The following is a 20,531-nucleotide window of genomic DNA, read 5'->3' as shown; positions in this document are numbered from 1 at the left end:
CTTAGTTTTTAAATTTTATGGGAATAACACAAAAGCTAGGTTTGGTCGCCAAGTTTTTTCATTCCTATCGGTCATGAAATACCCCGGTTGGTCGCCGGGGTATTTCTTTTTTATTACCGTATATATAGGTCTATTATGGACAAAATAAAATATAATCTTAGTAGAAGATAGAACACTGACATCTTTGCCGCTTCTAAATCACTTTGGTCTTGTGCGAAGAAAGTATGGTCAGTACTTTCAGCTCAGTGTTCGATCCACTTTAGTTTTTGAGTTGAGTGTTGCTAATCATAGCAGCACTTTTTTACATTCCAATTTGTTCTTTGATCAATTGAATTATATGTTTTACAAACTGGCTTTGCGTGAAGAAGTAATGAATATTTCTCAGTACTGTCGTCCACGATGCTAGATTACTTACGAAAGACTGGGATTCTGTCTTTTTGGTCGCCTTTTTTTTACGTTTTTTCATTCCTGTCCCTCCCTTCATAAGGGAAGGGCAAAGATGGCACATTTTATATTTTAAAGAGTTATATAGAAGAGGACAAGCTATTCATTAGCAAAATAAAGAAAAGACACCCTAAGGTGCCTTTTTTTATGGAGAATCAGTTTAAAAATTAAAAATAAAAGAACCTCAATAAATGAGGTTCAAAAAATCTACTATTTTAAATTACCTTCGTAAAAAGCAACTCCATTTTGAACATGTTTTAAATACCATGTAATCGTCCCGCCACAAACATTTTCATTAAAACTATTAGCATATACTCCATTTGAGTAATAAAGAGTTCTTTTGAATTTACCATTAGAATATTCATAAGGAATTGAGCATGTTGCTTGCTTCGGAGAGCTCACAGCTTTTTGCGTATCAGCTGAAGCTGCCCCAATTCCTCCTGTTAATGCAATACCAGTTGACAATAGTCCTACTACTAATTTCTTGAACATAATAAATCCCCCTTTAATAGTTTTTATAACTTACAACTTAAATGTATCACTTTTGTAATTTATGTAAATATCTTGAATATGTAGAAATATTTATTAAACTATTGGTAATATTAGGATTTTATTTTATCAAATGAAAAATAGAGGGATTTAGAGAAGTATGTAACAATGCATAATAAATCAATCAGATATTATGATATACTCACAAAGAACTGATACAAAATTTCTTTAGATTGGAAAACTAAAGTCTTATCTACCTAAAAGGAATGCGCCTAATGGCGTCTTTTCTTTATTTTCAAAAGGACCTGCTCAATTCATTCTTTAAAACATAAGGTAAAGTGAACCCATTAAAATCCATGGAATGAACCCTAGTTTTACCCTTTTATCAAAAGGAGGCACTATTGTTATGGGATATGGTGGTAGTTGCGGCGAAGGCTGCGGTTTCGCTGGAGGATTTGCTTTATTAGTTGTATTATTTATTCTATTAATCATTATCGGATGCAGTTGTTTCTGCTAACAAACTATTAGAAAAAGGTACCTATATATAGGTACCTTTTCTTTATGTGCCTTATTCATTATCTAGTTCCAAACTTTTATCATGATTGGATTAGGTTTTTTCATTTTTCGCATTCATCATACCTCAAATATGAATCGATTTCAGACATGAGCTTTTAACTAAAAGAATTTGGGACCATTTTTTCCCACAAAGGAAATACCTTTTTGAAAACCTCTACTATAGAAGGATCAAATTGTGTACCAGATCCTTCTATAATACGTCTATAAGCTTCTTCAGGAGATAGAGCCGAACGATATGCTCTTGAAGAAGTCATTGCATCGAATGCATCAGCTATTGCAACAATTCTTGCGCATAATGGTATTTGATTTCCTTTTAGTCTTTGAGGATAGCCCTTTCCATCCCATCTTTCATGATGAGAAAGAATTATGTCTTCATTACCTTTTATTAAAGATATATTTTTAAAAACTTCTAATCCTAATTGTGGGTGTGTCTTAATAATATTATATTCTTCTTCTGTAAGAGAAGATGCTTTTTTTAAAACTTCATCAGGAATACCTATTTTCCCTATATCATGTAATAAACAAATAAAATGAAATTGTTTTAAGGAATTATCATCATATTCATTTGTTTCTTTAGCAAGAATAGTAGCATAATTTGCTACACGTTCACTATGCCCTTTCGTATATTGATCCTTTAATTCCATTATCCTCATTATCGATAAAGCTGTTTCTTTCATTTGTTTTTCATAGGATGCCTTAATTTTTTGTACTAAAAATTTTAATGAAAGAAATACAAAAAATGACGTAACAAAAATTGTTAGAAACAATAATATTAATGCTATTGGATAGTTAATTTCAAAATAATAAATAGCAATTAAAAATCTACATATCATACAAATAGATACCGATAGAAGATAATGAATACTTAAAAATAAAGGTGCAGAAATTACTAAGAAGCACTCTAAATAAGGGATATGTAAAGAAGCATCTGGATTACGTATAAACATAAGATCGTATGCCAAAAGATAAATAATACTTACTCCAAGAAAAATATATTTTGTAAACATTTGTTTATTCATTTTTTGTAGACACTTATTATATAAAATAAATGAAACAAAAATAAATAAAAATATGAGTTCAAATAAAAGTTTCTGTAGTGAAAAGTCCTTTCTAAGAATAAAATGTTGATAAATATTATCAAACAAAAGAATACTACAGGGAACCAATAGAAACATTTTTATCGGTTCTTTCGTTTCAATATTTTTAATACCTTTAATCATTTAACACACCGCCAAACCTTTTTTAATAAAAAAGAAGTTCATATAGATATTATTAATAATATCCAAGAATAGATAATAGTGCAAAAAACATCATTTCTCATAACCTATAAATGGGGTACCGCCATGATAGGAATGTATAAAAAGATGAATAGAGTTATAGAAAAAGAAAAAGGCGACGTTATGTTAACCTCATATGTATAGAATATACAGTAAACTAAAAATGAAAAGTTCACATTTTTTATTGTTTCTTATAGGTAAATTATTTGTATTCCTGTCTATATAATTTAAACGAATAAATAGCTCCAACGAAGAATACAAAGGCTTCAAATAATATAAAGATTTGACGGAAATTCTCGATATCTTTACCAACTAAAGAAATAAATATGCAATTCATTAGAATTTGAGTAGTAAACATACAAGAAATAATTTTAAAATAAATAGGATTTGTTCTTTCATCTGGTTTACCAATTTTTTTGTAAATAATTATAAGTGCAATTACTGAACCCAAAAATAGAAGTGCTGTAAGTCCTACAACGATATTGAAATTACCTGTACTTTCTAACATCCATTTATTTAATAGATCAATCATTATTATCTTCCTTTCCTACATAAGAGAATATTTCGTTCTTCTATTTCACTATAATAGAAAAAGAAAAAGGAAAACATCGAACTTTCTTACAAACATTCGTGTATTCTTACAATATTGTCATTTTGCAAATGCATTCATCGCCTTACCTTTCATTATTTTCTTTGGAAAACATAGTGAATTACAAATTTTAAACTCCTTTTAACTAAGATAATAAAAGGAAAAATTATATGTAATTATATTAAGATTTAAATAACTATAACGAACAATCTAAAGCTTCCTATTCAAATACTTTAGACTCCCTTATCTCGAGGCATCATTCATGGCCTATCGACTTAATATTTGGAAGTATATACAAATACCCTAAACAAAAAAATTAATTTGGGGTATTTGCTTTTCTTAGCTTGATAGCGATATCCTACTATTTAACATCAAAAAAACCTCGCTATTAATAACGAGGTTTTCCATCTCGAAACTTTATCTTCAACCAGTATTCCCATGTGCATATTGAACGATGACATCTTTAATAAATTGAGAGGCTTCCTGATGATTGACCGAATTATGAGACACATTCAAAAATAACGTAAGAGCCGTGACAACACCAACTAAAGTAACACTTATTTTTTTCATTTTAATGCCTCCTTTTTAAAAACCTCTTCACTCGCTTTATGGCTAGAGAAGAAATAATAACTCGCTTTTTCAAAGTTATGTTCTTTATGGAATAGAACCGCTAGTACTTCAGTATATTCTTTCACGTATTCCCAAAGCTTCTCTCTTTCGAAATATACAATACCTTCTAATATAATTTCTTCTAGCTTTTCTCCACTTAATCCTTCATTTCGTCCATTTAAAATTTTAAAATGGTGTTGGTACTCTACCAGTTCTAATTTATCGCAAATCTCCGTGCCTTTTCGAACAAGTACTGAAGCTAGTGAATTTTCGTCTAATTTAAAATGTTCTTTCCCCTTAATATATATCGCTTTATAGTTTTCAGGCATTTTTTCACAGACCTCATTTAAATGACTGATAGCTAACTCCGAAAGATTCTGCCCAGCATACATTAAACCTAAATTTTGTTTTACAACTAACATACCGTTTTCATTTTTAACCTTTTTAAAGATATCCATTGCCGAAATATAAAGTTCTTCAGCTAATTCCCATTCTTTCAAATGTGTACAAGCTAACGCCATAAGGTTGTTACAGTAACCGATTTTCACTTCATACCCTTCATGTTTAGCAAATATTTCTTTTGCTTTTGTTGCCTGTTGGAAGGCCACAAAAGCCTGATAATAATGATATTGGAAAACAGCTTGGTTATAATAAAACTCTGCTTTTTCAATTTCATCTGGAATACTTTTAAGTAAATTTTCTGCCATTTCATAATGCTCTTTTGCTGCATTGTAATTACCAACTGCATTAGAGTAGATCGCTTTATAAAAATGATAATAATACGATAAAAAATCATCAGTTGGTTCACCCAAAGATTCAATTTGATCAAAACTATTTTTTGCTATACTCAAATTATCTATTAAATATTTATAACCAAAATCAAGTAACGAATAATACAGTAATAGATTTTGGTCTTCTTCAATGTTGTTTATAGAACTCTCTATTTCTTTTTTAAATTTATATGCATTCGCAACGTTTCTATTTCGAATTTCAATATACCAGGCATTTAACAGTTCAGTAACTTTGTTATTTACGGTAGTTTGAACATTCAATTTACATCCCCCTTTTCCAAAATTATCTATATACTCTTTTCCTCATACTACCATACAACATTACCTCTTGATATCTTCATAAACTTGAGATAATTTTTACAGAAAATTCAGAATTTAATTCATTTAACTAACGTTTATTTAAACAATTAATGGATATTTTTAAAGAGGTAAAGTTAATATAGATCAACTAAATAACGCAAAGAAAATGTTTTATTTCATAAAAAAAGGCTCCATTGCTGAAGCACTCAAAAATAAGTAAATGAATTAAAACAAATAACAGACAATTTAACTATATAGATTAAATATAAATAAATCTATATATATTAAATATTACATATAAAACCCTATTTTTTGATGCTATAATAAGCTTACTCGATGATTGTTATATATTTTTATGGTTTTTAAGCAATACAATACCTTCTTAACACCAAGTGTACAAGTAAAAGAAGACATCTTAATCGATGTCTTCTTTTCTTATATAATAACAACACAATAAAATTAAGATGATTCAAGCTACAGGATGGCACCTTGATATGATAGTAAAGAATACATCATCACGGTGTCAGCAAGCAAAAGTGTATTCTGCATTTCTGAAAACAGTAGATGGCAGATTGTGACCTGCTGAATCTGCTAAGAAAGAATATACAAGAACATCCTTAACATCATCTTTATTTCCACTAATAATAACATCAAGAAAATCTTCTATTTGGAATTCTGGAGTAAACAACACAATCTTAGTTGTTCTGTTTGGTTCTAAAGAAACAAAAGTACGAGAGATTTCAACTAATTCATTTTGAGTTGGGAAAGAAGTGTTTGGACTTCTCTTAACAGTTACCGTTACATTACTAGTATGGCAGCGTGAATCATTGTTTAACATAATGTTGAGAGCAGTTGGAATAATCCCATTTTCAGAAACTGGAACTCGAAACACTCCAGTAGATTTATGAGCCATATAATCACATCCTTTCAAAATAAAATATATTTACAATATATTAGATGCAAGAAACGTTCATTTTGATAGGGACAAATTATATGATTAATATATCTATAATAACCCTCGGTATTACTAAGACAATGATTTAAAAGATTAACAAATATCGTGAGACCCAATCGAATGTATATGAAAAGTAAAAAGAATAAGGTGTCTAAAAGATTCCCTATTTTGAGCCAATAATGAGACATTATGTTAATCTTATATGTATAGCTGCACAAAATTGAAAAACTTAAGGAGACAGATCAATTTTATGAGAAAATCATTCATATTACTTACTTTAATTCTAGTATTAGTCAGTGTTACGGCTGCTTGCACACAAGATAAAAAAGATAGTGCCGTTGAAAATGGTCCAATAGAAGAACCCACCGCAAAAAATGAAAATGAAGAATTAATAAATTTTGAAGAAAAAGAAGATATGAGTCGCTTGGAACAAGGTATTTTATTAGTTGGTGAGAGTGTTAAGGGAGGCTATTACTTGACCGCCGTTCAAAGTGCATATTTAAATGATAGCAACGATTCTATCGTTGTTAATGTCTCTGTAAAAAATGTACGAGGTCAAACGATTGGACTATCAGAATTAAAATATAACCTAAAAGATGAAAAAGACGGAAAGGCCTATGAAGGAAAGGTGCTTGATCAAAATCCTTCTGATATACAAGTTAAACCAAATGAAACGGTAGAATTAAAAATAGCTTTTAAAGTACCAAGTACCGCAGATGAATATATGTTTTATATTGAAAGCTCTTTAGATCCTCTAGGAGCACGCTGGAAAATCGATAAGTTGCAATCACAAAAAAACTAAGTCTAACATACAATTTGATTGAAGAAATCTCTCAAATAAGCAAAAAGTACCGAAAGAAGTCTTCTACATATCAACTATATAAAAGTCCCTCCGACTTAAGACAGAGGGACTTTCTCATTCCTATTTCAAACTACCCGAAATCTCCGTAAAGATAACTCCAAGTGCATGTGCACCTGCATCTGGATAGCCTAAGCTTCTTTCACCAACTGTACCGGCGCGGCCCATGCGAGCTACGATTTCTTTCGTATACTCTGCTCCTTTTTCAAAGGTGATTTTCACTATATTTAAAATATCTGAAAACATAAATTCATTTACTTTTCACGAAAATAAAATTGTATTGTTTAGAATTTTAATGTTAATCAATTTGAAACTTTATGAGTTAATTAAATGTGATATTTAAAGAAGGAATTTATGATGAAGTACTCACATAATGGAATTAATGTTAAAAAACAAAAAAACTCTAACTAACTCGTCATGGCGATTTAGTTAGAGTTTTTTTGTTTGAAGTATTCACGAGTATCTACCCTTGTCTTTTCAGGTAAAACAATATCAAGTTCTTTATCTAACCATGCAAGAGTCTTTTTACGAAGAAACTCACGCATGTGTTCTTCTGCTTCGAGCATTACTAAGTTAATTGTACAAGAAGAATTGCTAGGTTCACAAGAATTACAAGCCTCGTCTCGATATAGTAGGCCATTCTGCACAATATTTTTACATTGAAAAATAGGTTTTGGACCTTCAACAGCTTCTATTACATCCCAAAAAGAGATATCTTCTGGAGACTTAGCTAACCTATACCCTCCCTTTACACCTGGGACAGAATTCACAATGTCAGCTTTAGATAATTTACCGAAAACTTTTGAAAGAAATGTTTCCGAAAGTCCTTGAAACTCTGCCAAATCTTTTATTCCAACACTTTCCTTAGAAGGGGTATTAATTAAATAAACTAGGCAATGCAAGGCATATTCAACCCCAACACTATATTGCATATACAAATCACCTGCTTTTTATTTTAAGGGTTATCAAATTGTATCTTAGGACCATTTAGAATTTTAGTCAAATAAAAAAAGGCTCTTTTAGAATAGTATGTATTTCATTTGACAAAAATAATTTCAGAGTTTATATTAAAGACCATATTAATCGACGATTAACTTAGTCGACAATTAAAACGTAAAAACTTTTAAAAAGGGGAAATAAAAATGAACAAAACACTTATCATAAACGCACATCCAAAAGTGGATGATACATCATCAATCAGCATTAAGGTTCTTAACCACTTTTTAGAATCTTATAAAGAATTAATTCCTAATAATGAAACGATTGAACAAATTAATTTATACGATGATGTAGTACCAATGATAGATAAAACTGTTTTAAGCGCATGGGAAAAGCAAGGAAATGGACAAAAGTTAACTGATGAAGAACAAAAAGTAACAGAGCGTATGTCCGAGATTTTACAACAATTTAAAAGTGCAAATACGTATATTATCGTATTACCTTTGCACAATTTCAATATTCCATCAAAGTTAAAAGATTACATGGACAATATCATGATTGCACGTGAAACATTTAAATATACTGAAACTGGATCAGTAGGACTACTTAAAGACGGAAGAAGAATGCTTGTTATACAAGCAAGTGGAGGAATCTATACAAATGATGATTGGTATACAGAAGTGGAATACTCTCATAAATATTTAAAAGCAATGTTTAATTTCCTTGGTATTGAAGATTATCAAATCGTTCGTGCACAAGGAACAGCAGTACTAGATCCAAATGAAGTATTACAAAGTGCATATAAAGAAGTTGAAGAGGCGGCTTCTAGATTGGCTAACAAATAGATCTTTTCACTGGAAGAATGATGGTTATAAATAAAGATCCCCTCCACCATAAGGCAGAGGGGATCTTCTAATTCCTATTTCAAACTACCCGCAATCTCCGTAAAGATAACCCCAAGTGCATGCGCACCTGCATCAGGGTATCCTAAACTTCTTTCGCCAACTGTACCGGCGCGGCCCATGCGAGCTACGATTTCTTTCGTGTACTCTGCTCCTTTAACGGCTGCTTCTGCACCTTTTTCAAAGGCGTTTTTCATGTCTTCTTCGCTTGAAGCGCTAGCTAACCAAGAGTCTACACATGGAGCAAGTGCGTCAACAAGTGTTTTATCACCAACTACCGCTCCTCTACCGAATGATCTTTCTCCGATAGATTGTATACCTTGCAGTGCTGCTTGTAACATTTCAGCGAATTCTTTCACTGTTAACTCACGCTTCTCGCCTGCTGCTTTACTAGCTGCGCGGAATGCTCCGCCCCAAATTGGACCAGATGCGCCGCCGCAATGTTCCATAATAATCATGGAACAACCGTCAAGGAATGATCCGATCGTTACGTTCTCTTGATCTACGATAGAATGCCACTCACGTTTTAATTGCTTAAATCCTTTTGCTACACTCATTCCGAAATCGCCGTCACCTGCATGCGTATCTAACTCACAGAACGTTACTTCGTTTTTAATAATAATATCGCTCATTTTATCAACGAGATAAATCATGTTGTTTAATGTGATGACATTATTTTTAATTACAGCGTGCTCTTCCGCTGTTTCTAGTTCAAAGGAAACTTCCTTCTCTTCTGCCCCTTCAATTACATTCACGTACTCTACACTTTCAACTGGTCCATCTACTTTAAACGCTGGTGTATTACACTCTTTAGATAGTAATGTTTTTAGCTCATCATCTAATTTCATTACTGTTAAAGACATACCAGCCATATCGATACTCGTCATATAATTACCGACGAATACTCTGTTTATTTTAATGTTTCTAGCAGCTAATTCTCGCGTAACTGCATTGTTAAATAAGTAAAGTTCTTGCAGTGGTGTTCCGCCAAAACCGTTAACTAAAAGCGCAATTTCTTCGCCGTCTTTTACACCTAAATCTTTCATTAAATCATTTGTCATACGGTTCGCTAATTCATCTGCTGACAGCATTTTTTCACGTTTAATTCCTGGTTCACCGTGAATACCTACGCCGTATTCCATTTCATCTTCCGCAAGTGTGAAAGTAGGTGATCCGCTCGCTGGAACAGTACAAGAAGTTAACGCTAAACCGATTGTACGCACGTTAGCCGCTGCTTTTTCCGCTACAGCTTTCACCGCTCCTAAATCCATACCTGCTTCCGCTGCTGCGCCGGCAATTTTATGAACGAGAATAACGCCCGCAACACCGCGTCGTCCTACTGTATATAGACTATCTTCTACCGCAATATCATCATCCACTTTTACGTAATCTACTTCAATTCCATCTTCCGTCGCTAAATGCGCTCCGTTTTTGAAATTCATAATATCGCCGCTGTAATTTTTAATAATTAATAACGTACCTTTTTTACTCGCTGTCTCTTTAATCGCTTGATACACCTGAATTTGTGAAGGCGAAGCAAACACATCTCCGCACACTGCCGCATCTAACATTCCTTTTCCGACTAATCCTGCATGCGCTGGCTCATGACCACTACCGCCGCCACTAATTAACGTTACTTTATTTTCGTTCATTTCTTTCTTCTTAATGACTTTATATTTTTTCAAAAGCTCAAGCTCTGGATGAGCCATAACCATTCCGTTACACATTTCCATTACTAATGTTTCTGGTTTGTTTATAATCTTTTTCATTGTGATTCTCCCTCAATTCCTTTAATATATTGTGATATATTTGAAATCTTCTTCTTACTAACCATGTTAAAATGAAAGCGTTTTATAGTAAACGGACAAAATGGACAATCTGTCTAAAGACACCGCTCTCATTTGTAGGTAGGATTTTCATATTACTAACATTCTAGGGATGATTGAGATGACCTCTTCTATAATTTCTAAAAAGATAATCGCGAATTCATTGAAATATTTAATGGAAACAGAGTCGTTTCATAAAATATCAGTGAGCGATATTATGTTACACTGTCAAATGCGTAGGCAAACTTTTTATTATCATTTTAAAGATAAATTTGAGCTATTAAGCTGGATTTATAGAGAAGAAACGAAAGAGAACATTATCGACTTTCTCGACTATGAAACGTGGGAAAATATTTTCGATTTATTATTTGATTACTTTTATGAAAATCAAAAATTTTACCGCAATGCTTTTAAAGTCATTGAGCAAAACTCGTTTAATCACTATTTATTTGAGCATACGAAAAACTTATATATGAAGATTATTGATGAACTATCTGTGAGCTGTGGATTCAGCCTTTCTGATGAGACAAAAAATACGATTGCCTCCTTTTATAGTCATGGCTTCGTCGGAACGATAAAAGATTGGATTGAAAGTAAATGCGAAGTAGATCCGTCCATTATGTCTTCTCTCATGAAAAATATGATAAACAATCAATTATTACTATTACTAGAGCAATCAGCAAAGTAATTAAAGGGTGGCAAAAGCAATGAAAAAGATTATGAATGATGTACAACATATCGTTCAAGATATGATGCATGGCTTTTATTTTGAACATAATGACAAAGTAAATTACGACGAAACAAATAACATCATTTATGTAAAAGATATCGAGAAAATGAAGCAAAACGTTGTTATCATTAGCGGCGGTGGTAGCGGACATGAACCTGCTGATATTGGCTATGTAGGAAAAGGAATGCTTACGGCGGCTGTAAACGGCAGTATTTTCATTCCGCCTACAGTGGAACAAATCGTCGCAGCTACTCGACTCATGCCAAAGGATAAAAGTATTTTATTCATCATTAAAAACTTTAAAGATGACGTTGAGAACTTTCTAGCGGCAAAGCAAATCGTGAAAGAAGAAGGAAGACAAATTGACCACATCATCGTAAATGACGACGTTTCAATTGAAGATGATGCTTCTTTTAATAAAAGAAGACGCGGCGTCGCTGGTACTGTTTTCGTTCAAAAAATACTTGGTGCGGCTGCTCTTGAAGGACATGCTTTAGAAGAACTAACAGCAATTGGCCGTTCTGTTACCGAGAACTTACACACATTAGGAGTCGCCCTTTCACCTGCAAACGATCCAGTGAAAGGTAAAGCTTCATTCATATTAAACGACGATGAAGTCTTTTATGGCGTCGGCATTCACGGAGAGAAAGGTTACCGTAAAGAATCCCTATCCTCTTCTGAAATATTAGCGATCGAACTAATGAACAAACTAAAAAGCATTTATCGCTGGAGAAAAGGTGAAAACTTCGCCATCCTCATTAATGGACTCGGCGCAACACCATTAATGGAACAATACATTTTCGCAAATGATATTCGCCGTTTATGTGAGCTGGAAGGATTACAAATTACATTCGTAAAAGTTGGTACACTGCTAACTTCTTTAGATATGAAGGGTGTTTCGCTCAGTTTGCTTAAGGTGGAGGATTTTGATTGGGTGAAGTGGTTGAAGGAAAATACAGAAACTGCTAGTTGGTAATATAAATAAAAATAGGATGACTTCAATGGGCCATCCTATTTTTGTACGTAATTCACCTATTAAAAAAAATTCAATTACTGAAGAATTCTGCCTTCAATATTACAACAAATTTACATTAAAAATGTAAATCCTCATTTCCTTCGTATTTTCCTTTATTAAGTCTTTTTCTTATGAATAATTCTGCAACAATTAAATTAGGTACCCACGCTAACCAAGCAATAATAGCGTAACTAAGTTCAAAACGCTCTATTCCAAATAGAACGATAAACAACGGTAGCCAAATTCTTAATGTAACTGCTCCAAAGGTTAAAGAATAATTTCTAATCATCCAATTCCGATGCTCTTTAATTTTTTTATTCTTAACTCTATTTAATGCTTGATATGCTGATGTTAGCCAAAATACAGATAACGAACCGAAACCTAGCTTCGCTACCAATCCTCCCGTAGCATAAAAGGATAGGTACAGTCCAGAAACACCTCCTAATAATATACCAACCATATAGATTCTCCCAACTATTCGATGACGGTTGATATTCTTTTCTCTAAATTTAGTGGATAATGTAAACGGACCAATTACTAATGCTACTATACTAGTTGTAATATGTATAAATAACATCATATACCAGAACTCACTTAATTTAGATCCAAACATAAGCTTCGCTTTTACAAGTCCTGTTTGAAATCCATCCATAATAAAATATTGGACAACAATATAACCAGATACTAAAAGAGCAAAACAAGTAACTACAAACCAAATTTTCCTGTTCAAATTTCACTGCCTCCCTATTATATTCACGGAAATTAGATTATATATTACTGTTCATTCTCGAGAAAAATAGAAAAGCCTTCTTCATACATAAAAACCCTCACGTATATCGTTCTATACTTGAGGGTTTATTCATCTATTTCTTCTCATCTCTCATTTTCTTACATCAATAGTTAACTCATCTGTAATCTGCTCAAGATGGAAAAATCTTTTTATATAATGGATATGTGACCATTTCTCTTCTCCACCAATAACAAATAATTCTTGCGCATCATACATAAATGAAAAGCTTGGATAGAAACTGTCAGCCTTTATTTCAATCTCACCAGTACGATTACTGATAATCTTACAGTCTGCTGAATAGCTTAATAACGTATAGAGAGAATCTTGTGCTGATTGGAAGAAATACTAGAATCATTTTATAAACGAGATCGCACATCTCATTGGAGAATTACAGGTCTTCCAAATAAAGCTGGATAATAAATTAACATCGCACCTACAAATGAACACACTAAACAAAAAACAGCTTCGTATTTTATAACTAGAGAAGAGTTGGCATCAAGCTTTTTTTCCTCTCTTTTACATATCATTTTAAATAATGCTTTATATAATACATACCCAATAATCGCTCCGAGGGTGTTCGTAAATAAATCATCAATATCTGTAATTCTATTATTTAGTAATTGATTTAACTCAATTGCCAATGAAAAAAAGAATCCCGCACATACGGTGTTTTTCATTTTTCTAAACTGCGGCCAAATAGTCGGTAATAAAAAACCTAACGGCATAAACAGTACAATGTTCAAAAGATACGTAGTACTACCTGCAGTATCAAATAGAGTTAAGTTAATTTGACTTACGCGAATCCACGTTTCATATCTACTTATATCCCATACAGTCGCGATTTGTGTCACCTTATACACTAGCGAAAGGTAGAACAGAAAAACATACACCCATAAAAAATGCCAAATAGATATAGTTCTTTTCGCTTTAAAATAACATCCAATTTGAAATACAATACAAAACATAATTGTAAAAAAATAAGTATACAAATAACTCATCAAAACTCCTGTATGCATGTGGAATCCCCTAACTTTACATTTTCATCTATGACTTTGTTGTTTATAGGATAGGGAAAACTTTTAAAATAAAAAGTGGGGTAAATATAAAATTTTTCTTAAATCTTCAGTTGGGTTTTATTATTACTCTTCTTAGGAATCCGCCATTGATAGCTAGGCAACAACATGCTTAAACGTAACAATATTATCATTTTTGCACGTAATCCTCGTAATACTTTAACCGATGAAGCATATATAAAATCATGTGAATCGTTTGTTCAGTTAAAACATGAAATGAAGAAATATATGACGTACTATAATCACTCTTGCTATCAATAGAATGTACAGAAGATGACTCCTGTTTGCATACAGAAATCATCTTTTTTAGAATGTCCTATTCAAGGGGATCAACTATACCTTCTTCCCTTAAAATCACTAAAACCCATTTACAAATCTATAAAAGTAGATATAATATCCTTATGGAACCTTTATTAATTTATAAAGCATTGTCAAATGAAACAAGATGTCAAATTTTATCATGGTTGAAAAATCCAGAAAACCATTTCGATGAAAAACCTTATCTAGAACAAGACCTTAACTTTCAAGTTGGAGTATGTGTAGGAGATATCCAGCTTAAAACCGGCTTAGCCCAATCGGTTATTTCTAGTTATTTATTAACTATGAAAAAGGCAGGCTTACTAGAGTCTGACCGAATTGGAAAATGGACCTACTATCGTCGAAATGAAAAAACAATACGAGAGTTTTCTGAATACGTCCAAAACGAATTATAAAATGAAAGCTAATGATCAATCAGCACACTAATTGATTATTAGCTTTCACACATTCTGCTTTTTTACAGGTATCCAATGAATTTTGTACAAATTGCACTGCCTATAAAAGCAAGAAACATCGAAAGGAGCATTTTTTTTAACATAACACATCTAGTTATTTAGATATCTGTTATTGTATTTAAAATTACATAATCCTAATAATATTGGCATCCAATCATGCTTATAATAATGCTTCTTTGTTAATGAATTTACTTTCAAAATACTGATACGAATGGAGAGTTTTATAAATGAAAAAAGTAAATCCTTTACTTATTCTGACACTCGCAATAGGTGTGTTCGGAATTATTACTACCGAGATGGGTATTGTCGGCGTATTACCACAACTCACTCAAAAATTCGGAATTTCAACTACACAAGCTGGATTTTTAGTAAGTATATTTGCACTAGTTGTTGCTATTTCTGGTCCGTTTTTAATTCTGCTCGTCTCTAGTATTAATCGCAAAATAATTTTATTAACAGCAATTTTCATATTTGTTATTTCAAATTTAATCTACGCTTATACAACACAATTTGAAATCATGCTTATTTTTCGTATTTTACCGGCAGCGCTTCATCCCCTCTTCTTTTCAATCGCTCTTGTAACAGCTGCTAAACTTGTCCCTCCAGAAAAGAGTGGTCAAGCAGTTACAAAAGTTTTCATGGGAATTACTGTTGGCTTTGCTTTAGGTGTACCACTAACCTCTTACCTTGCAGACCAATTTTCACTCGAAATGGCTTTCTTATTCGGAGCATTCGTTAACACTGTTGCATTCATTGGAATACTACTCCTACTTCCTTCTATGCCTGTTAAAGAAAAAATGTCTTTCGGCAAACAAATTCGTATACTCGGCAAACCAGGATTATGGTTAAATATTTTAACCGTCACATTCCTTTTTGCAGCCATGTTTTCCGTATACAGCTACTTCGCTGAGTACCTTGCAAAAGTAACTTCCATGAATGGATCTCTCATCAGTATCATGCTATTCATATTTGGTATAGTTATGATTTTAGGTAATCATTTATTTGGTGGTCTCCTGCAAAAAAGCATAATAAACACTGTAATATCATTCCCTATTCTATATTCTATTGTTTACATAATGGTTTATTATTTAGGTTCCTACCTTGTTCCAATGATTTTTATAGTATTCATTTGGGGAATCGTACATGCTGGTGGATTAATTGTTGGTCAAACATGGTTAATAAGTGAAGCTAAAGAAGCACCCGAATTTGGTAACAGTCTATTCGTTTCGTTCTCAAATCTCGGAATTACTTTAGGAACCACTATTGGAGGCTGGTTCATTTCAAACTTAGGTATTCACCAGCTTATTTGGAGCGGATTTATATTCACACTACTCTCATTTCTATTAATTATAATAAAACTAAAATTTTTCAATTCTAATAGCCAGGCTTCATTATCAAGCTAGTACATTGTCAGTTCCACATTCGATAAAAAACATTATAAATTCTTCTTATAAGATTTTATTAACTAAAAAGTATAATGCTCAAAGCCTTTAGCCATAATTACGACTAAAGGCTTTTTTGTATATAAAGTGAAACTTTAATCAGTGGCGGTTTTCTTCATCCCCCACTGATTATTAGTTGAACCAATCGGACTTTTATGAGCAGTTGATCCCCCACCTAACTTCTTTGCTTTCGCTGAATTTTGAGGTGGGGGTCTTACTGCCCATTAAAGCGGGATAAAAATAATTCTAAAAGGAGCTAATTTTATGGAACATAATCAAAATGGAGTACTTGCTTTAATTGTTTTGTTTTTAGGATTAGTGTTTTTTGTTAGTGGAATGGTTTATCATTTATGGGGTTCTTTTTAATGGTATGATTGTAATCACTCATAAAAACCCTCAAGTATATCGTTCCTTTATTAATTTCAACGTTTAGACAGATACATAATTCCAAAACTAAAACGTGTACTATAATTATCGATATGGAATATTTCCAAAAACAACTTAACATGGTAAAATAATATTCGGACGGGAGTCCAATATTATTAAAATTAAGATGGTTCAAGTCGGAGAAAGGCACCTTAGGGTGTCTTTTCTTTATTTTCAAAAGGACCTGCTCAATTATTGTGTAAAAAACATAAAGTAAGTTGAATCCATTAAAATACATGAGTGACCCCTTGTTTTCCCCTCTTATTAAAGGAGGAACTATTATGGGATTTGGTGGTAGTTGTAGTAGTAATTGTGGCGGCGGCTTTGCTTTACTAGTTGTATTGTTTATTTTATTGATCATTGTTGGAGCTTCTTGCTTCTGCTAAAAAACTATCGGAAAAGACACTCTTATATGGGTGTCTTTTCTTTGTAATAAAAAGCTCGCTATAAAGGAAGGTTTTCACATCCAAATTAGTGATTTACACAGCACTTTATTCCTTCGCATCCCTCATACTATAATAACCCAAATTAATAATAATTAAGAAATACCCACCCATAATTCCAGCTGCGAATGTCCACATGTACTCACGGTGTTCAATTTCATACATAATAATCGCACCGAGTATGGCGGCTGCAAACCGATTCATCATGCCAAGCATCGGTGCTTTTTCTTTTTTTACGATGCTATCTCCGAACTTTTCGATACGCCTTCCTAAAATCCAGGCGCAGTACATACTTACTAAAAGGCCAATGCTTATCCCTACAAACTGGGCTGAGAAAGGTGTCATCAACCATCCCAATAACATCACGCCTAGCAAACAATATATTTGTATGTTGAATGATCTTAATGCCATACGAATCATGTTATTCTCCTTATCTTTCCTATTAATCCCATCTTTCGGACTTCAAGCTCTCCGATATATCCTTTTTAAAATGGGGGAATTTGATTTTGCTCACCATTAAATAAGCGAGTACGCATGTGCCAAATGCCACGGAAACTGGGTTATTTAGGAGGCATAAAATAAGAAGACACATTGCCGCAAATGGAATGGGCATTCCGATGAATGTTGGGAGTTTGCTTTGTTGTGTATTAAATCTAGCAAGCCGCAGCATTCCGCAAACACTATAAACAAGCGCACATAGCATCCCGATAGACTGCAAATCTTTTAACGAGGCACTATATGCAAGAATAGACGGTGCCACACCAAAGGTCACTAAATCCGCAAATGAATCTAGTTCTCCGCCCATTTCCGAAACAGAATCTAGTTTCCGAGCAACCATACCATCAAACAGATCAAATACCATACCTGTAATAATGAACATAACTGCACCATACATATCGTGAACGAAAACAGCGTGAATAGCCAAAAGCCCACACACAAAATTTGCTATCGTAATCATATTTGGTATGTAACTCATCACATGCTTCCCCTCCTTTTTACTCATTACAATCAAGAGCCTTCTGTTTCTCTTCCAATATCACTTTATTTATTTTCGTTAACGTATCAGTCATTTGCTCTAAAGCATTTATATCGATTTTAGAAAAGTATTTCTCAATTAATACATCATCTAATTCCGACAACCGCTCTATATACTTACTACCGTTTGGGCCAAGTGTAAGGAAATACTCCCGTTTATTGTTAGGATTAACTTGTTTCGAAATCATCTTCTGCTTTTCCAACTTCGATAAAACTTGGCTCACAGCACTTTTCGATATATTAAAAGTAGTCGCAATGTGATTTGCTGTCGTGTTTTCATTTAAATTAATATGAAATAGCATACTCTCTTGCTGCCCAGTAAGACCAAACTCATCCTTTAAATCTTGAAATAGTAAAATGTAAAATTCATTATAGGCTCGATTCATTTCATTAATTACTTCTTTATACGATCTAGTCATAGCTTTCTTCCTCCATGCTGTTATTTCATTTTTAATAGTTAAGTTCACTTAACTTAACTATATTATACCGTTATGTTTGTGTAAAGGGAAATCTATCTCTATACATTCCTATAACACGGAATAAAGTATGCCCTTTGCCTTTTCCACTGCTTTTAATAGATCAAATTCAGAATGATACATCTATCATTCTGAATAAATAAACATAATCATTACAAAAAATTCCATATAGACCCATTACTGGTTAAAATGTTATAATGAAATTACCCTACATAGTTACTCATATTCCGATTGAGGAACTAGCGTCTTATTAAGCAATGCGCATAACTCAAATAAAAAAGACACTTTTTACAGTGTCTTTTTTATTTATATTCTATTCGTAAGGATTCTCTCTTTTACACACAAAATCTATTACATGACAAAGGAGACCATCAAATGGAACATCCTGTTGCAAAAGAACTACGTTTCATACGTATATGCCTCATCATCTTGATCATTGTCATCGCGTTTTGGGATCGTGAGAAAACTGTGGAAATCACTGACCACGGTAGCGATCCTATCGTAAACACGAGCAATATGACCCCAGTTGGCGATAATACATTTGCCTATAAAGACGAGTCGAATCAAATTAAAATATTTAAGTTTGACCCGGATACAAATGAAATAAAATTAATAAAAGAATTTTATGCTAACGAATATTAATTACATAAAGTGAAACTTTAATCAGTGGGGTTTTCTTCATCCTCCACTGATTATTAGTTGTACCAATCGGACTTTTATGGGCAGCCCGACCCCCACCTAAATTCTTTGCTTTCGCTGAAGTTTGAGGTTGGGGTCTTACTGCCCATTAAAGCGGGATAAAGGCACCTTAAGATGTCTTTTTTATTTTCAAAAGGACCTGCTCACGTTTATGCGTCAAAACATAAAGTAAATAGAATCCGTTAAAAAACACGAGTGACCCTTTGTTTTCCCCTCTTATTAAAGGAGGAACTATTATGGGATTTGGTGGTAGTTGCGGCGGAAGCTGCGGTTTTTCTGGAGGATTTGCACTATTAGTTGTATTGTTTATTTTATTAATCATCGTTGGAGCTTCTTGCTTCTGCTAAACAAACTATCGGAAAAGACACTCTTATACGGGTGTCTTTTCTTTGTAAACTAAAAAGTATGAGAATAAAAGCCTTTGGTCATCATTACGACTAAAGGCTTTTTCTATATAAAAAATAAAACATAGTAAAAATGAAATACTTACTCAAATTGTTTTTCACTTTACAAATTATATCCAAAAAGTTGGATAGCTCCTTTTACTACTCATATTATTAATAAATAAAGCAAAAGCTACAATAACAAGAGAACCAACTAGAACTGGTGTTACTAAATAACTCCAACTGTATGCTCCTAAAATAACGACAATTGGATCAGCCCCTGCCGGAGGATGCGTTGTTCTTGTTAACATCATAATAGCAATCGACATCCCCACTGCTAAAGCAATTGTCCAATATTCATTCCCAAACAAATGATATATTGATAGGCCAATGAAAGTTGAAATCAAATGTCCTCCAATAATATTACGTGGCTGAGATAACGGTGCATTCCAAACTCCAAACGCTAATACACAACTCGCCCCAAATGGAGCCATTAACAATTCTGTAGACGTTATACTCGTTAAATATGTTAAGGTGAGAATTGTTAAAAATCCCCCTAATAGTCCCGTCAAAGAGTCCTTTATATTTACTTGTAATGGACTTCTTCCTTTCCCTTTCATTTTTGCAAAGTATCGTACACTTATTGGTGGAGCCTCTTTCTGCTTAGCTGCTGTTATATTACTCATCATT

The 20,531-nt window shown here is 32.9% G+C and carries 26 protein-coding genes and 1 pseudogene; 10 read left to right on the top strand and 17 right to left on the bottom strand.

What is annotated here, in order from left to right; genetic code table 11:
* Nucleotides 1-301 precede the first annotated feature (301 nt).
* Together QCI41_RS23360 and QCI41_RS23355 are read right to left on the bottom strand one after the other, a co-directional pair.
* Entirely contained in the window at nucleotides 302-466 is a 165-nt protein-coding gene (locus QCI41_RS23360) for a hypothetical protein (RefSeq protein WP_353836542.1), read from the bottom strand.
* Nucleotides 467-654: 188 nt separating this feature from the next.
* Complete coding sequence (locus tag QCI41_RS23355) at nucleotides 655-936, bottom strand: LCI fold-containing protein (protein WP_046953927.1); 282 nt, start codon at nucleotides 934-936, stop codon at nucleotides 655-657.
* A 403-nt stretch (nucleotides 937-1,339) separates the two neighbouring features.
* On the opposite strand from QCI41_RS23355, the gene QCI41_RS23350 reads away from it, so the two are divergent.
* The gene (locus QCI41_RS23350; RefSeq protein WP_000540371.1) at nucleotides 1,340-1,450 is read left to right on the top strand and encodes a YjcZ family sporulation protein; all 111 of its coding nucleotides are present in this window, start codon (nucleotides 1,340-1,342) and stop codon (nucleotides 1,448-1,450) included.
* A gap of 154 nt (nucleotides 1,451-1,604) precedes the next feature.
* On the opposite strand, the gene QCI41_RS23345 is transcribed toward QCI41_RS23350, so the two are convergent.
* From QCI41_RS23345 to QCI41_RS23325, 5 genes are all read right to left on the bottom strand, one after another.
* Nucleotides 1,605-2,729, bottom strand: coding sequence for an HD-GYP domain-containing protein (locus tag QCI41_RS23345; protein WP_353836543.1), 1,125 nt, complete (start codon nucleotides 2,727-2,729; stop codon nucleotides 1,605-1,607).
* A gap of 259 nt (nucleotides 2,730-2,988) precedes the next feature.
* The gene (locus QCI41_RS23340) at nucleotides 2,989-3,318 is read right to left on the bottom strand and encodes a hypothetical protein (protein ID WP_001970498.1); all 330 of its coding nucleotides are present in this window, start codon (nucleotides 3,316-3,318) and stop codon (nucleotides 2,989-2,991) included.
* A 480-nt stretch (nucleotides 3,319-3,798) separates the two neighbouring features.
* Complete coding sequence (locus QCI41_RS23335; protein WP_000724334.1) at nucleotides 3,799-3,945, bottom strand: hypothetical protein; 147 nt, start codon at nucleotides 3,943-3,945, stop codon at nucleotides 3,799-3,801.
* Nucleotides 3,942-5,036, bottom strand: coding sequence for a Rap family tetratricopeptide repeat protein (locus tag QCI41_RS23330; protein WP_353836544.1), 1,095 nt, complete (start codon nucleotides 5,034-5,036; stop codon nucleotides 3,942-3,944). The genes QCI41_RS23335 and QCI41_RS23330 overlap by 4 nt, the downstream gene beginning before the upstream one ends.
* 562 nt (nucleotides 5,037-5,598) lie before the next feature.
* Nucleotides 5,599-5,988 carry a hypothetical protein gene (locus QCI41_RS23325; RefSeq protein WP_029437700.1) on the bottom strand — a complete coding sequence of 130 codons (390 nt, stop codon included), beginning with the start codon at nucleotides 5,986-5,988 and terminating at the stop codon, nucleotides 5,599-5,601.
* 292 nt (nucleotides 5,989-6,280) lie between these two features.
* On the opposite strand from QCI41_RS23325, the gene QCI41_RS23320 reads away from it, so the two are divergent.
* On the top strand, nucleotides 6,281-6,832 hold the full coding sequence (locus QCI41_RS23320) for a DUF4352 domain-containing protein (RefSeq protein WP_353836545.1): 552 nt from the start codon (nucleotides 6,281-6,283) through the stop codon (nucleotides 6,830-6,832).
* Nucleotides 6,833-6,952: 120 nt separating this feature from the next.
* On the opposite strand, the gene QCI41_RS23315 is transcribed toward QCI41_RS23320, so the two are convergent.
* Complete coding sequence (locus tag QCI41_RS23315; protein ID WP_483299552.1) at nucleotides 6,953-7,114, bottom strand: DAK2 domain-containing protein; 162 nt, start codon at nucleotides 7,112-7,114, stop codon at nucleotides 6,953-6,955.
* Nucleotides 7,115-7,314: 200 nt separating this feature from the next.
* Nucleotides 7,315-7,821 carry an RrF2 family transcriptional regulator gene (locus QCI41_RS23310; RefSeq protein WP_001200337.1) on the bottom strand — a complete coding sequence of 169 codons (507 nt, stop codon included), beginning with the start codon at nucleotides 7,819-7,821 and terminating at the stop codon, nucleotides 7,315-7,317.
* Between the two features lie 210 nt (nucleotides 7,822-8,031).
* Between QCI41_RS23310 and QCI41_RS23305 the strand changes: the two genes are divergently transcribed.
* Nucleotides 8,032-8,673 (top strand): FMN-dependent NADH-azoreductase, encoded by a 642-nt coding sequence (locus tag QCI41_RS23305; protein WP_353836547.1) that lies wholly within the window; start codon nucleotides 8,032-8,034, stop codon nucleotides 8,671-8,673.
* Between the two features lie 74 nt (nucleotides 8,674-8,747).
* On the opposite strand, the gene dhaK is transcribed toward QCI41_RS23305, so the two are convergent.
* A complete protein-coding gene (gene dhaK / locus QCI41_RS23300) occupies nucleotides 8,748-10,499 on the bottom strand; it encodes a dihydroxyacetone kinase subunit DhaK (RefSeq protein WP_353836548.1) in 1,752 nt (583 codons plus the stop codon).
* A 178-nt stretch (nucleotides 10,500-10,677) separates the two neighbouring features.
* On the opposite strand from dhaK, the gene dhaS reads away from it, so the two are divergent.
* Nucleotides 10,678-11,244, top strand: a complete 567-nt coding sequence (gene dhaS / locus QCI41_RS23295; protein ID WP_000204220.1) for a dihydroxyacetone kinase transcriptional activator DhaS — start codon at nucleotides 10,678-10,680, stop codon at nucleotides 11,242-11,244.
* Nucleotides 11,245-11,263: 19 nt separating this feature from the next.
* Nucleotides 11,264-12,262 (top strand): DhaKLM operon coactivator DhaQ, encoded by a 999-nt coding sequence (dhaQ, locus tag QCI41_RS23290; protein ID WP_353836549.1) that lies wholly within the window; start codon nucleotides 11,264-11,266, stop codon nucleotides 12,260-12,262.
* Nucleotides 12,263-12,377: 115 nt separating this feature from the next.
* On the opposite strand, the gene QCI41_RS23285 is transcribed toward dhaQ, so the two are convergent.
* The 3 genes and pseudogenes from QCI41_RS23285 to QCI41_RS23275 form a co-directional block, all read right to left on the bottom strand.
* On the bottom strand, nucleotides 12,378-13,031 hold the full coding sequence (locus QCI41_RS23285; protein WP_353836550.1) for a DUF2306 domain-containing protein: 654 nt from the start codon (nucleotides 13,029-13,031) through the stop codon (nucleotides 12,378-12,380).
* A 150-nt stretch (nucleotides 13,032-13,181) separates the two neighbouring features.
* A pseudogene (locus tag QCI41_RS23280) lies at nucleotides 13,182-13,436 on the bottom strand (hypothetical protein); the annotation flags it as partial.
* Between the two features lie 32 nt (nucleotides 13,437-13,468).
* Nucleotides 13,469-14,107, bottom strand: a complete 639-nt coding sequence (locus tag QCI41_RS23275; protein WP_353836551.1) for a VanZ family protein — start codon at nucleotides 14,105-14,107, stop codon at nucleotides 13,469-13,471.
* Nucleotides 14,108-14,565: 458 nt separating this feature from the next.
* Between QCI41_RS23275 and QCI41_RS23265 the strand changes: the two genes are divergently transcribed.
* The 3 genes from QCI41_RS23265 (at nucleotide 14,566) to QCI41_RS23255 (ending at nucleotide 17,191) form a co-directional block, all read left to right on the top strand.
* The gene (locus QCI41_RS23265; protein WP_000433539.1) at nucleotides 14,566-14,877 is read left to right on the top strand and encodes an ArsR/SmtB family transcription factor; all 312 of its coding nucleotides are present in this window, start codon (nucleotides 14,566-14,568) and stop codon (nucleotides 14,875-14,877) included.
* A 287-nt stretch (nucleotides 14,878-15,164) separates the two neighbouring features.
* Entirely contained in the window at nucleotides 15,165-16,340 is a 1,176-nt protein-coding gene (locus QCI41_RS23260) for an MFS transporter (protein ID WP_353836552.1), read from the top strand.
* A gap of 746 nt (nucleotides 16,341-17,086) precedes the next feature.
* Complete coding sequence (locus QCI41_RS23255) at nucleotides 17,087-17,191, top strand: YjcZ family sporulation protein (RefSeq protein WP_075310385.1); 105 nt, start codon at nucleotides 17,087-17,089, stop codon at nucleotides 17,189-17,191.
* Nucleotides 17,192-17,296: 105 nt separating this feature from the next.
* On the opposite strand, the gene QCI41_RS23250 is transcribed toward QCI41_RS23255, so the two are convergent.
* From QCI41_RS23250 to QCI41_RS23240, 3 genes are read right to left on the bottom strand one after another with little or no spacing between them, the layout of a single operon-like run.
* A complete protein-coding gene (locus QCI41_RS23250; protein WP_064056335.1) occupies nucleotides 17,297-17,668 on the bottom strand; it encodes an ATP synthase subunit I in 372 nt (123 codons plus the stop codon).
* Nucleotides 17,669-17,690: 22 nt separating this feature from the next.
* Nucleotides 17,691-18,224: a CDP-diacylglycerol--serine O-phosphatidyltransferase gene (gene pssA / locus QCI41_RS23245; RefSeq protein WP_048567077.1), complete on the bottom strand. Its 534-nt coding sequence runs from the start codon at nucleotides 18,222-18,224 to the stop codon at nucleotides 17,691-17,693.
* A 19-nt stretch (nucleotides 18,225-18,243) separates the two neighbouring features.
* A complete protein-coding gene (locus QCI41_RS23240) occupies nucleotides 18,244-18,702 on the bottom strand; it encodes a MarR family winged helix-turn-helix transcriptional regulator (protein ID WP_097858062.1) in 459 nt (152 codons plus the stop codon).
* Between the two features lie 432 nt (nucleotides 18,703-19,134).
* On the opposite strand from QCI41_RS23240, the gene QCI41_RS23235 reads away from it, so the two are divergent.
* Together QCI41_RS23235 and QCI41_RS23230 are read left to right on the top strand one after the other, a co-directional pair.
* The gene (locus QCI41_RS23235) at nucleotides 19,135-19,401 is read left to right on the top strand and encodes a YmzC family protein (RefSeq protein ID WP_353836553.1); all 267 of its coding nucleotides are present in this window, start codon (nucleotides 19,135-19,137) and stop codon (nucleotides 19,399-19,401) included.
* Between the two features lie 293 nt (nucleotides 19,402-19,694).
* Nucleotides 19,695-19,805 (top strand): YjcZ family sporulation protein, encoded by a 111-nt coding sequence (locus QCI41_RS23230; RefSeq protein WP_000505686.1) that lies wholly within the window; start codon nucleotides 19,695-19,697, stop codon nucleotides 19,803-19,805.
* A 167-nt stretch (nucleotides 19,806-19,972) separates the two neighbouring features.
* Here QCI41_RS23230 and QCI41_RS23225 read toward each other — a convergent pair whose 3' ends face one another.
* A complete protein-coding gene (locus QCI41_RS23225) occupies nucleotides 19,973-20,527 on the bottom strand; it encodes an HPP family protein (protein ID WP_327973875.1) in 555 nt (184 codons plus the stop codon).
* Nucleotides 20,528-20,531: the final 4 nt, after the last annotated feature.

It is taken from the genome of Bacillus cereus group sp. MG4 (assembly GCF_040460055.1).
In the GTDB taxonomy this organism is placed as follows: domain Bacteria; phylum Bacillota; class Bacilli; order Bacillales; family Bacillaceae_G; genus Bacillus_A; species Bacillus_A wiedmannii.
Note: the sequence above shows the minus strand (reverse complement) of the source record. Positions and strands in the feature narration are given on the sequence as shown.